We start from the raw sequence: 12,796 nt of genomic DNA on the forward strand, positions 1-12,796 counted from the left end.
CCCTCCTTGGTGAAGCCGTTGGGGTGGTTGCCGGGCATCCTATCGAATACGGCAGATGATGCCCGAGTCATCGTCGTGGCTTTTTCGTCACCCTTGATGCCCACCATAGAACACGGCCTGCATCAGGGCTTCTGGCGCGTGATTTCCGGTATCCGGCCGGGTTTCAGACGGTCGGGCACCGCAGCTCACGCTGCCATTCGGAGATCATGCAACCCCCGCTGTGCTTCGCGAGCCTGCACCTTCTCCACGCCGCCCGGCGAGGGGAATGGCGGCAGGCTTCGCACGAAGGCGCGGCTTCGAGAATACTCCCGAAACCGGCCGGGAAAAACAGGCAACCGGCGCCGTTCCGGCCGATCGGGCTTCGCGACGGGCGGGCTCCGGCGTGCCCTCCGTCGCTCAACTCCTGCGGCCGTTTTACGATCCATGATGGGCGGACCGGATTGACGCCACATATTGTCACAGCATCCTTAATGTTTCGCGACACGGGGTCAGGTCAAGGGTTGCGTCGAATGAGTCTGAGCTTGGTGCATCATTCCTGCTACACTGTGCCCTTCCCGCCACGACACCGTTTCCCGATCGGCAAGTTCGCGGCCCTGAAGGCGCATCTGGACCGGGGGCCGTTCGCCGACAGGTTTCACCATATCGTGCCCGAACCTGCCGAGGCGGCTCTGCTGGAGCGGGCCCATACGCCCGATTACGTCGCCGACGTGCTGGCCTGCCGGCTGGATCCGACGGCGATCCGCCGCATCGGCGTGCCCGTCACCCCGCCGGTGGTGATGCGGGCGACGGCATCGGTGGGCGGCACGGTCGCAGCGGTCGAGGCAGCCCTGGCCCGCGGCATCGCCAGCAACACCGCCGGCGGCAGTCATCATGCCCATGCGGGTTTCGGTGCCGGGTTCTGCGTGTTCAACGACGTCGCCGTGGCCGCCTGTCATGCACATGCCACGGGGCGGGCCGGGCGGGTCGCGATCATCGACCTGGATGTTCATCAGGGCGACGGCACCGCCCGCATTCTGGAGGATCAGCCCTGGGCGGTGACCTTCTCGATGCACGGGGCCCGCAACTTCCCGGTCCGCAAGGCCCGCAGCACCATCGATATCGAGCTGCCGGACGGCACCGGCGACGCGGCCTATCTCGATCAGCTGGAAGACGCCCTGCCCGGGCTTCTGGACGCGCCCCGGCCGGATCTGGTCATCTATCTGGCGGGGGTCGATCCGCATCGGGACGACCGGCTGGGCCGGCTGGCGCTGACCGATCGCGGCCTGGCCGCCCGAGAACATCTCGTGCTCGACCGGTGTCTCGCCCGTGGCATTCCGGTGGCCACGGTGCTGGGTGGCGGCTATGACGAGGATGTCGAGGCCCTGGCACGCCGCCATGCGCTTGCGATCGAAACCGCCGTCAGACTTGCAGAGGCCTACAGATTGTGATGGACGACGAGGCGAAGCCCCCCGCTGCCGGCAATTCGGTCGCGGGCATCGCGGCCATGGTGGCCGCCGGAACCAGGCGGATGCTGGAAGAGGCGATGGATATGGCCGTGCTCGCCGAATTTCCGCTCGCCTCGGGCCGGCGGGCCGATCTGATGGCGCTCGACGCCAGAGGGCAGTTCACGCTGATCGAGATCAAGAGCGGCGCCGCGGATTTTCGCACCGACCGGAAATGGCCGGAATATGCCGGCTGGGCCGATCGTTTTCTGTTCGCCGTCGCCCCCGATTTTCCGCAGCAGATCCTGCCCGAAGACGAGGGGCTGATCCTTGCCGACGCCTTCGAGGCGGCGATCCTGCGCGAGGCGAAACCACGCCCGCCGCTCGCCCCGGCCCGCCGCAAGGCGCTGACCCTGCGCTTCGCCCGGATTGCGGCGCGGCGACTTTCGGGCGGCACCACGCCAAGGGACGTCTGAAGGGAGCCTGGCCCTCTGAAGGGGGCTCAGTCCAGTCTGGCCTGCCGCCGAGGCAGGACGGCTTCGATCGCCGAGACGATCTCGCGATCGGTCGGCTCCACCCGCGAGGGCCAGCTCTTTACCGCCCGGCCCTGGGCATCGATCAGATATTTGTGGAAATTCCAGCGCGGCGCCGCGTCGTCGCCAAGCGAGGCGGTCAGCCAGCGAAAAAGCGGATGCGCCTCGTTGCCGCGCACCGTCTGCTTTTCCGCCAGCGGGAAATCGACGCCATAGGTGACGGTGCAGAATTCCCTGGTGCGACCGGCCTCGTCGTATTCCTGGCCGCCGAAATCACCCGAGGGGACGCCGACCACCACGAGGCCGCGGTCGCGATAGTCCTGCCAGAGCTTCACCAGCCCTTCATACTGCCGGGTGAAGCCGCAGAGCGAGGCGGTGTTGACGATCAGCAGCGGCTGGCCGCGCCAGGCCGCCATGTCGATCGTGCCGCCATCGATAGCCGGCAGGGAAAAATCATAGGCCGTCATGCCGCCCACCTCCGCCGTCGCCTGTGTCGACGCCTCACCGCCGGTGCTGCGCGGCAGGGCAGAGGCCGGCAGCACCGCCACAGCCGCGATCGTGGCCGCCGCGGTTACGGCGATACCTGCCGCCAGGATCCTGCCGATGGTCATGATGCGCGCCTTTCCGGCTGAGACACAGAGCCTGAAACGTCAAACAAGCCTGAAACGTGAAGGGCCGCCCTGCCCTCTCCCGTCAGGGGAGAGAATAGGACGGCCCGTCGGTCGTTCAAGCCCGGAACCGGGGGTGCGCCCCCGGGAATTTCCGGGGCTCAGCTCTGCTGGCGCCGCTCGGCGAAGTAGTTGCGGGCATTGACCAGGATCTGGCGCCGGCCGACATGATCGGGCGGGCTGATCATGCCCTCGGACTCCATCCGCTCCACCAGCCGGGCGGCACGGTTGTAGCCGATCTGCAGATGGCGCTGGATGAAGCTGACAGAGACCTTGTCTTCGCGCAGGATCAGCGAGACCGCCTGGGCGAAGATATCGCCGTCATCCTCCCCCTCGGCCGCGACATCGTCGGAGGGCAGCCCCTCCACCGGACCATCGCCGTCATCCTCTTCGGTGACGCTGTAGACATAGTCGGGCCGGCCCTGGCCGCGCAGATGCTCGACCACCTCTTCGACCTCGCGATCGCTCACGAAGGGGCCGTGGACGCGGGTGATGCGCCCGCCGGCCGCCATGAACAGCATGTCGCCCTGGCCCAGAAGCTGCTCGGCCCCCGCCTCGCCCAGGATGGTGCGGCTGTCGATGCGGCTGGTGACCTGGAAGGAAATCCGGGTCGGGAAATTGGCCTTGATGGTGCCGGTGATCACGTCCACCGAGGGCCGCTGGGTGGCCATGATCAGATGGATGCCGGCGGCGCGGGCCATCTGGGCCAGCCGCTGGATCAGGGTCTCGATCTCCTTGCCCGCCACCAGCATCAGATCGGCCATCTCGTCGACGACCACCACTATATAGGGCAGGTGTTCAAGATCGACGATCTGCTCCTCGAAGATCGGCTCCTGCTTCGCCTTATCGTAGCCGACCTGCACCCGGCGGGTCACCTGCTCGCCGCGCTCGGCAAGCTCGGCCACCCGGCCGTTATAGCCTTCGATGTTGCGCACGCCCAAAAGCGACATGGAGCGGTAGCGGCTCTCCATCTCGCGCACGACCCATTTCAGTGCCGCGACCGCCTTGTTGGGGTCGGTGACGACCGGGGTCAGCAGATGCGGGATCTCGTCATAGACCGACAGTTCCAGCATTTTGGGGTCGACCATGATCAGCCGGCACTGTTCCGGCGGCAGCCGGTAGAGCAGCGACAGGATCATGGCATTGATGCCGACCGATTTGCCCGATCCGGTGGTGCCGGCGATCAGCAGATGCGGCATGCGGGTCAGATCGACCACCACCGGCTCGCCGCCGATATTCTTGCCCAGCGCCAGAGGCAGGCGGTGATGCGCCTGGGTATAGGCGGGCGAGGCCAGGATTTCGCGCAGATAGACGGTCGCCCGCGACTCGTTCGGCAGCTCGATACCGATCACGCTGCGTCCGGGCACCACGGCGATGCGCGCGGTGATGGCGCTCATCGACCGGGCGATGTCGTCGGCGAGGTTGATCACGGTCGAGGATTTGGTGCCGGGCACCGGCTCCAGCTCGAACAGGGTCACCAGCGGCCCGCGCCGGACCTCCATGATCTCGCCGCGCACCCGGAAGTTCCTGAGCACGGTTTCAAGCTTGCGGGTCTTGTCGGCCAGCACGCCCTCGTCCAGCGCCGGATCGTCCTCGGCTTCCGAGGTCGCCAGCAGGGCCAGGGCAGGCAGGACATAGCCGGCATCCTGGCCGGCGTCGTCCCAGCTCTCCGGCTCGTCGCCCGCACCGTCCTCAGCTGCCCCGGCCTCGCCGGCCTCTTCATCGGCGGCCGCCTCGTCTTCATCGGCAGCCTCGGCTGCCAAGGCGTCCGCGTCGTCGAGATCGTCATCAACGATATCGTCGAGAGGATCCGCCTCCTCGTCCGCAGAGGCGTCATCAAACGCCGGATCGGCATCGACCGGCGCTTCGGAGACATCCTCCGCCGCGTGCTCGACCGCGGTGTCCTCGTCCGCCATATCCTCGGCAGGCTCGACCGCATCCGTGTCGGCATCGTCATCATCGAGGGTATCAGCGACGGGCCCGGCCATATCGACCGCCTCTGCCTCGGCATCTGCTTCATTGGCGGCGGCCAGCGCCTGGAAGTCGAAGACCGGCTCTTCGCCCGGGATCACCTCGGCGGTCAGCAGCTCGCCTTCCATGAGCGGCGGCGGCAGAACCAGGGGCATGGACAGAGCCAGGGCGAGAGCTTCCGCCTCGTCGGGCCAGTCTTCGCCATCCTCGGGCTCCAGCGCCGGGGCAAGGGCCGCTTCCGACCATTCCACCCCCGCCAGGAAGCCATAGGCAACCGCCAGCGCCTGCGCCTCGTCGATGGTGCCGGTGGCATAGATGACGGCCGCCTGCTCGGTGCCGGGATGGGCTTCGATCGCCCATTCCGGCTGGCCGCTATCGTCCAGCGCCAGCTTGATCAGACGGAAGGGGCGGTCGGTCATCGCGCACCACAGGCCGAATTCCTCGGCACGTGGCGGCATGGCGTTGTCCTGCTCGGGCTCGCGGCGCGGGTCCAGATCGGGCAGCGTATAGGGGCGCCGTGCGGTCATGCGTCCACCCTGTAGGCGGCGACGAGGAGCTTGCTCACCTCGCCGTCGAGATCGAAGAAGGGCAGCACCAGACGTTCCCAGGTCTGCTGCTCGCCGTCGAACATCGCCGTGTACACCCGCGAGACCGGCAGCCGGTCGGCGCGCACCGCATCGTATTCAGCGGCAAGCACGGCGGCCCGGTCGGCCGCGATCCGGGCCAGGGTGCAGCCGGTCAGGTCGCCGCCGAAGGCGGATGCATAAGCGGGGCTGTAATAGCGATAGACGTAACCGCCGGTTTCGTCCAGACCCAGGATGGCCATGTTGTCGAGCCAGGGCCTGAGGTCGGCCGGCGACATGCCGTCGAGAGCGGGAAAGCTGCCGCCGGCGCACAGCCGGAGCCAGAGGCCATAGAGGGCCTTCAGCTTGGGATGCCGCACGACGAGCGCCAGAGTGGATGAGGACATCGCGGAACCGATTACGGTTGGAGAGACGGAACGGAAAGAGGTCGACGCAACGCCGAAGACGGCCGCATCCGGCAGGCCTGCCGGCCACGACCGTCGCGGACGATCCGCCGGATCAGGCCTTGAGCTTCCAGCCGCGGGCCAGCGCCCGCCAGCAGGCGATGCCAAGCACCAGGTCGACGCCGGCCAGCACGGCCATGCCCGCCAGCACCGACCCGTCGGCATGGCCGGTGACGCCATAGCGGAACCCGTCGATCATATAGAAAAACGGGTTGAGATGCGCCGCAAAGCTCCAGCCTTCGGGCAGGCGCTCGACCGAATAGAAGGTGCCCGACAGGAAGGAAAGCGGGGTGATCACGAAGTTGGTGATCGCCGCCATCTGGTCGAACTTGTCGGCCCAGACGCCCACCAGAATGCCGATCAGCGCCATCATCGCCGAGGCGGCGACCAGGTGATAGATCACGAAGCCCGGATGGGCGAATTCGAAATGCACGAAGGGGCTCATCGCCGCGATGAGGACGATGCCGACGGTCACACCGCGGGTCACCGCCCCCAGCGCATAGCCCAGCGTCATCTCGACGGCGGAAAGCGGCGCCATCAGAACGTCGACGATATTGCCCTGCACCTTCGAGATCATCAGCGACGAAGACGAGTTCGCGAAGGCGTTCTGGACCACCTGCATCATGATCAGGCCGGGCGCCAGGAATTCCAGATAGGGCACGTCGCCCACCGTCTCGACCGCCCGGCCGAGGGCGAGCGAGAAGATCGCGAGGAACAGCAGACCCGTCACCACCGGTGCGGTCAGGGTCTGGCCCGCCACCTTCACGAAGCGGCGCACCTCGCGCAAATAGAGGGTCGCGAAGCCCCGCCAGTTGACCGCTCCCATCTGTCGCGGCTCGCCCATGTCGTCACCTCGCTTCCACCGGACCCGACGGCACGCGCCGCCGCCCCCCTGCTTCCGGCCGTTCACGAGCCGGATGGGGCCGCCGGAGGATAAGCGCCATGGGCCGGAGGGGCAAGAGCGGGGCGGGAACGTCTGTCGTACACGCCGGCCCAGGCCTCAGCGTGAGGGTTGGGAGTCGCCTCCCGCTTCCCCCGAATCCTCATCGATCCGCGGCGGGCGGCGGCTGTCTTCGTCGCCGGGCACCGCATGAACGTCGCGCCGGTCCTCGGGGTCCTCTGCCGCTGTTGCCACCGCCGGCAGCTTGGGGGCCGCATGTCCCGTCGCACCCGAGCGCCAGGAGCCTTCGGTCTTAAGCACCTGCACCGGCGCAGCCGGCGCCTTGCCGTCCTTGCCTACACCGAAATAAAGCGTGGTATGCGGGAAGGGGATCTCGATGCCGCGCTCGTCGAAGACCTGCTTGATGCGGGCGAAGAAGGCGCGCTTGATCCCCCATTGCTGGCCGGGCTTCGTCATGATGCGGCCGCGGACGACCACGTCACTGGCACCGAAACGGTCGAGCCCGAAAATCTCGATCGGCTGAAGGATCAGATCCCGGAACTCGGGATCGTGCCCCATGGCGAGCCCGACCTCGCGCATCATCTCGGCCACCTCGCCCACATTCTCGCGATAGGCGACGCTGATATCCAGCAGGGCGTAGGAGAAGTCCTTGGTCAGGTTCTGGACGATGTCGACGGCGCTGAACGGCACGGTGCGCACCACACCCTCCACGTCGCGCAGGCGGATGGTGCGCACGGTCATGCGCTCTACCGCCCCCGTCTGCCCGGCGACGGTCACCACGTCGCCGACCGAGATCGTGTCTTCGAACAGGATGAAGGCGCCGGTGATGAAGTCCTTGACCAGCGTCTGGGCACCGAAACCGATGGCGAGGCCGACGACGCCGGCACCGGCCAGCAACGGCGCGATATCGATGCCGATTTCCGAGAAGACGGTCAGCACCACCACCAGGGTCAGGATGATCATGACCACATTGCGCAGCATCGGCAGCAGGGTCTTGGCGCGTGTGGTGGGCGCGCGATCCCCATCGGATTGCAGGCGCCGCGAAATGGCCCCGTCGACCATTTCCCAGATCACCGCGGCACCGACCACGAAGACCACGATCTTGACCAGCGCCCCCACCACCCGGGCGCCGGCGTCGGAGGCGAGCCAGGCCAGACCGCCCAGACCCCAGACTTCCAGCAGCGCCAGCACGGCGAAGACATGGATGAAGCCAACGATGGCGGTTCGGGTGATGGACAGATAGCGGTTCACCCGGGTTTCGATGCCGGGATGGCGCAGGATGAACTCGTCCGAGACCGAGAACAGCCGCTCCAGCATCCGTTCCGCCGCCATCACCGCCACCCGGTCCAGCAGCAGGATCAGGATGGTGGCGCCGGTCGCCTGCGCCAGAAAGGTGAAGCCGCCATCGACCCCCAGCAGCCAGATCCCGGCCGCAATGGCGACATAGGCCAGCGCCAGCACGTGCCAGACATCGGCGAGACGCGCGCGCAGGGTCGCCATGCCCATGCGCGTCACCTCGCGCGCACGGTCGGCGGCCGCAGCGGCGAGATCGGGGGGAACATCGTCGTCGGTGGTCCGGACATCCGCCTCTGCCGGCGTCACCCCAAGCGGTGCCGAGCCGTCGCCGGGATCGGCCATCGCCGCCTCGGTGCCGGGCACGTCGTCGGCAGCGAACTGGAGCGGCCGGCGGCCGGCGATCACATCGGCGACCTCGCGGCGGTTCTGCAGCACCACCACCGCCGCCAGGCTGGCCACGAACAGGCCGAAGACCTTGGACGCGACCAGCAGTACCGGCGGCGAGACCCCAAGCGTGCGGGCGACATCGTACAGGAACCAGCCATAGACGGTGATGCGCGCGAAGCGCTTCAGCCAGATGTAGAGATAGGCGGCGGTTTCGTCAGAGAAGGGCAGCGGCCGAAGCCGGCGCACCTGCGGACGAAGCGCCATGCGCCCGGCCGCCAGTATGGCGCGCACGGCGATATTGGCCTGCACGACGGCGATCGCGATCATCGCCGCATCGCCGGTCGGGCGCACCAGGGCGGTTGCCGCGGCAGCACCGCCCGCAAAGCCCGCAATGCCCAGAAGATCGATCAGCAGCAGGCAGATACCGCGTGCAGCCCGGCGCCAGCGCGAGGCCGGCGGATTGGTCCCAAGCCGCAGGCGGGGGCGCGACAGCAGCGCCTTGACGATCCATTCCAGCAGAAAGCCCGCCGCAACCACCGCCGCCAGGCGGCCGATCAGCTCAATCCACTGCTCCCGCTTCCGGTCGTTGGCAAGGCCGCGGCCGATACGCTCCAGCTCGTCGGGCGTATGCGACAGCGCGACCGCCGCCTTCTGCAGGTCGCGCCCCAGCGCATCGAGGCGATTGGCGATCACCGTCGCCGGGCCGTCGAGGAAGGGCATCACCAGTTCGGCCGCCAGCTCCTCGCCCTCTGCGGGTGTCGCAGGGGTTTCGGCCGCCTTCAGGCGTTCGATCAGCTTCTCCCGACCCTCCGGATCCTCGAGCAGCTTGATCAGCGCATCCACCTCCGCCTGACCGTCGCTGGCGGCGGCATCGGCAGATCCGGACCCCGTGGAAGGCAGTCCGGGCAGGGTCTGGGCCTGCAGCGGGGCGACGGCGACCGTCGTCAGAAGAAGCAGGCAGACCAGAATCGCAAGCACGATTCGGCGCAGGCGGGCGAAGGCGGTAAGGCGCGGCATCATCGTCTCGCTCGACACGAATGGAACCGTGCCTGAACCGGCACGACCGGGACTGTGGAGACCGTATGTAGCCCGCATCCCGGCGTCAATCATTGCGCCGCACGCCCTGGAAACGTCACGGCCGCCCCCGCATGCTTCGGTGCCGCCGCCCGGCTCAGACAACTGCGTTGCAACGCCCGGATTCGCGTAATTCGGGATGGATATGCGAAACGGATTCAATTAAAGATATAAAAACAACGTATAAGGCGATTTATAAAAAGTATCATATCCTGATACGAGAAAACGCCGAGGCGAGCCGGACCCGCATCCGCATCGATGCGCTCCGTGGGATGGAGCGAAGAGGGGGAGAAGAGGGGCAGATGAGGACGAGCATGGGCCGCGCATGGCGCGGCGGACTGGCAGCCACCCTGAAAGCGGCTGCCGGAACGATGGCCTTTTGCGCCTGGGTGGCAGCCGGCCTGTCACCGATCGGGCCGGCCGCAGCCGCAGACCCGGTCGAGGTCAAATTCGCGACCATCAGCAATACGTCGGATGAATACGCGCTGGGGGTCACCTGGTCCACCCTGCTCGACAAGACCCGGTCGGGCATCACCATGGAAGTGGTGGCCCATGGCGGCACGCCGAAGCTGCTGCGCGGCGTGGTCGACAAGGATTGGGATATCGGCATCATCGCCTCGCCGCATCTGCTCTATGCGCGCGACGGGCTGTTCATGTTCAAGGGCAGGGCCGAGGACGGCAAATACTATGACGACGTCCGCGTGCTGCTGACGCTGGAAAGCGGTGTCGCCCATTATCTGACGCGCGCCGGATCGGGCATCCGCACTCTCGCCGATCTTCGCGACAAGTCCATCGCCGTCGGCACGCCCGGCGGCTTCTCGGGCACGATCAATCTTGCCCTTCTGGCGGCCCATGGGCTGGATCCGGCCAAGGGTGAGGTGAAGGCGCAATACCTTGAATACTCGACCGCCATGGACGAGCTGCGCAACGGCATGCTCGATGCGGTCTATCTCTGGGGCGGCCTGCCGCAGGGGGCCGTCGCCTCGGCGGCGCTGCAGAGCGACCTCGCCTATGTGGGCCTGGATCCGGCCGCCATGGAAAGCTGGCGCAAGACCTTTCCGGCCGCGGAGTATTACGACCTGGTCACGCTGACCCCGGAGCGCATCTCGACGGCCTATGACGGCCATCTGAAGCCCGAGGCGCCGGTGGTGAGCTGGACGACGCGCATGCAGATCATCGTCCATCGCGACATGCCTGACGATGTCGCCTACCGGCTGGTCAAGACGCTGTGGGAGAACATCGACGAGGTTCGCCAGGCCTCGCGCGAACTCTCGATCATGTCGCTCGATCAGGCGGTACAGAGCGCCAGCGGCATCATCCATCCGGGCGCGAAACGCTTCTACGTCGAAGCCGGGGTGATGAAGCCCCAGTCCTGATCCCGGGTGCGCCCCCGCCGCCCGCGACCGCCACGACGGATCCCGAAGACGACCGACCGACCGACCGGCCCGCCCTTTCAGGGCTCGGGCCGGTCGACCGGAAGAGCTGCGTCTTCGATCAGCACCCGAGGACACATCCGATGAGTGTCATCACCGACGGTCCGGCCCGTGCATCGGCGGCCCGTTCCGACACCTGGACGCGGACCACCCGCGGCCTCGCCGATGCCTGCGGCCTCGCCCTCATGATCTTCATCCTGGCGACGATCGCATTGGGGGAACTGCCACTGCCCGTGCAGCGCGGCGCGGTGCTGCTGCTCGGCGCCGCGGCCATCCTGTTTTCCACCCCCACCCTGCCCGCCACCTGGCGCAGCGGACGAACCGGCCGCCTGGCCGATCGGGCACTGACCATCGTCTTTCTGGCCGCCATCCTGGCAGCGATGATCTATGTGTTCATCGACTGGTTCGAGATGTTCTCGTACCGCATGGGCTTTCCGCTGCCCGAAGACGTGATGGTGTTCTGCGCCACCCTGATCGTGACGCTGGAAATCACCCGTCGGGCCTGCGGCATGGGAATGGCCCTTCTGGTGGTCGGCTTCATGGGTTTCGTCTGGGCCGGTCCCTGGCTTCCGGGGGTGCTGCACCACTCCAGCGTGCGGCCCGAAGTGGCGCTTGAAGAGATGTTCGGCCAGGGCGGCATCCTGGGCTCGTCGCTCGGCCTGATGGCATCGATGATCTATGTCTTCGTGCTTTACGGTGCCGTCCTGCGGGCCAGCGGTGCCGGCGAATCGATCATCCGTCTTGCCGGCCGCGCCACCCGGCGCGTTCCCGGCGGGCCCGCCCAGGCCGCCGTCGTCGCCAGCATGGGTTTCGGGTCCCTGTCCGGCTCGGGCCCGGCAAACGTGCTCGCCACCGGCTCGTTCACCATCCCCTTCATGATCCGGGCCGGCTATCGCCCCGCCTTTGCCGGCGCGGTCGAAGCCTGCGCGTCCACCATCGGCCAGATCACCCCGCCGGTGATGGGTATCGTGGCCTTCCTGATGGCCGACATCACCGGCATTCCGTATGTCACCATCGTCGTCGCCTCGGTTCTGCCCTGCCTGCTGTTCTATGCCAGCATCTCGCTCAGGGTTCTGTTCGCGGCCCGGGCGCGCGGCATGGAAGCGGCCGATGCCCGTGCTGCCGCCGAACTGCCGCCGGTCGACCGCGGAGACGTGATCCAGGGCCTGACCGTCGCCGCATCGGCCGGCGGCATCGTCGCCCTGCTCGCCTCGGGCTATTCACCCGCCTATGCCTGCCTTGCCGGTATCGCGGTGATCTTCCTCGGCGGCATCTGGCATGCGCCGATGCGCATGGGGCCGCGGGTCGTCATCCGCGTTCTGATCGAAGCGGCCCGCGACGGGCTGGGCCTGCTCGCCATGTGCGCCGCCGTCGGCATCATCCTGGCCGTGGTCAACATGACCGGCATCGGCCTCGCCTTCAGCAAGCTGGTTCTGGCGGTCGGCGGCGACGACCTGTTCATGGCGCTTCTGGCGACGATGGCCGCCTCTCTGGTGCTCGGCACCGGCCTGCCGACGACGCCGGCCTACCTGCTGCTCGCCTTCACCGTGGTGCCGGCCCTCACCCAGCTCGGGCTGTCGGTGATCACCGCGCATCTGTTCATCTTCTATTTCGGCATCATGTCGGCGATCACCCCGCCGGTGGCGCTGTCGGCCTTCTCGGCCGCCTCGATCTCGCGCGTTCATCCGATGCGGCAGGCCATGGCCGCGGTCCGGCTGGGGGCGACCGGTTTCATCATCCCCTTCCTGATGGTCTACCATCCGGGAGTGCTGATCGTGGACCAGGCGCCGCTCACCGTCCTCACCTCCACCCTTGCCTGCCTGGTGGCGGTGACGGCGCTGGCGGCAGCCGATCAGGGCTGGCTGATCCGCCGGCTCCATCCGGGCTGGCGGTTGCTGCTGGCAGCCGCGGCCTTCGGGTTGATCCTGCCCGAGGCGCTGTCCACCGTTGCGGCCGTGGCGGCGCTCACCCTGGTGATGACGGTCCAGATCGTCCTGGCCCGTCGCGAACGGGCCGCACGGCCGGCGGCACTGGCCGCGGAATAGGGCGCCCCCGATCCCCAGGCGTCACAGGTTCCGGCGCCGC

9 protein-coding genes are annotated in these 12,796 nt (G+C 67.5%); 4 read left to right on the top strand and 5 right to left on the bottom strand.

The window, feature by feature from the left end:
* Window positions 1-509 precede the first annotated feature (509 nt).
* Window positions 510-1,427: a histone deacetylase family protein gene (locus WI697_RS24165; RefSeq protein ID WP_345960221.1), complete on the top strand. Its 918-nt coding sequence runs from the start codon at window positions 510-512 to the stop codon at window positions 1,425-1,427.
* Entirely contained in the window at window positions 1,427-1,897 is a 471-nt protein-coding gene (locus tag WI697_RS24170; RefSeq protein ID WP_385997828.1) for an MmcB family DNA repair protein, read from the top strand. Before WI697_RS24165 ends, WI697_RS24170 begins: the two co-directional genes overlap by 1 nt.
* 26 nt (window positions 1,898-1,923) lie before the next feature.
* On the opposite strand, the gene WI697_RS24175 is transcribed toward WI697_RS24170, so the two are convergent.
* The 5 genes from WI697_RS24175 to WI697_RS24195 all read right to left on the bottom strand — a co-directional run bounded on the left by WI697_RS24175 (window position 1,924) and on the right by WI697_RS24195 (window position 9,224).
* Window positions 1,924-2,565, bottom strand: coding sequence for a glutathione peroxidase (locus tag WI697_RS24175; RefSeq protein ID WP_345960223.1), 642 nt, complete (start codon window positions 2,563-2,565; stop codon window positions 1,924-1,926).
* Between the two features lie 158 nt (window positions 2,566-2,723).
* On the bottom strand, window positions 2,724-5,120 hold the full coding sequence (locus WI697_RS24180) for a DNA translocase FtsK (protein WP_345960224.1): 2,397 nt from the start codon (window positions 5,118-5,120) through the stop codon (window positions 2,724-2,726).
* The gene (locus tag WI697_RS24185) at window positions 5,117-5,563 is read right to left on the bottom strand and encodes a PAS domain-containing protein (protein ID WP_041604788.1); all 447 of its coding nucleotides are present in this window, start codon (window positions 5,561-5,563) and stop codon (window positions 5,117-5,119) included. The genes WI697_RS24180 and WI697_RS24185 overlap by 4 nt, the downstream gene beginning before the upstream one ends.
* A gap of 112 nt (window positions 5,564-5,675) precedes the next feature.
* Entirely contained in the window at window positions 5,676-6,464 is a 789-nt protein-coding gene (locus WI697_RS24190) for an ABC transporter permease (protein ID WP_345960225.1), read from the bottom strand.
* A 156-nt stretch (window positions 6,465-6,620) separates the two neighbouring features.
* Window positions 6,621-9,224 (bottom strand): mechanosensitive ion channel domain-containing protein, encoded by a 2,604-nt coding sequence (locus WI697_RS24195; protein ID WP_345960226.1) that lies wholly within the window; start codon window positions 9,222-9,224, stop codon window positions 6,621-6,623.
* Window positions 9,225-9,580: 356 nt separating this feature from the next.
* On the opposite strand from WI697_RS24195, the gene WI697_RS24200 reads away from it, so the two are divergent.
* Window positions 9,581-10,654 carry a TAXI family TRAP transporter solute-binding subunit gene (locus tag WI697_RS24200; protein ID WP_345960227.1) on the top strand — a complete coding sequence of 358 codons (1,074 nt, stop codon included), beginning with the start codon at window positions 9,581-9,583 and terminating at the stop codon, window positions 10,652-10,654.
* 140 nt (window positions 10,655-10,794) lie between these two features.
* A complete protein-coding gene (locus WI697_RS24205) occupies window positions 10,795-12,756 on the top strand; it encodes a TRAP transporter permease (protein ID WP_062768572.1) in 1,962 nt (653 codons plus the stop codon).
* The last annotated feature ends 40 nt before the right edge of the window (window positions 12,757-12,796 follow it).

The organism is Tistrella mobilis (genome assembly GCF_039634785.1).
GTDB classification, from domain to species: domain Bacteria; phylum Pseudomonadota; class Alphaproteobacteria; order Tistrellales; family Tistrellaceae; genus Tistrella; species Tistrella mobilis.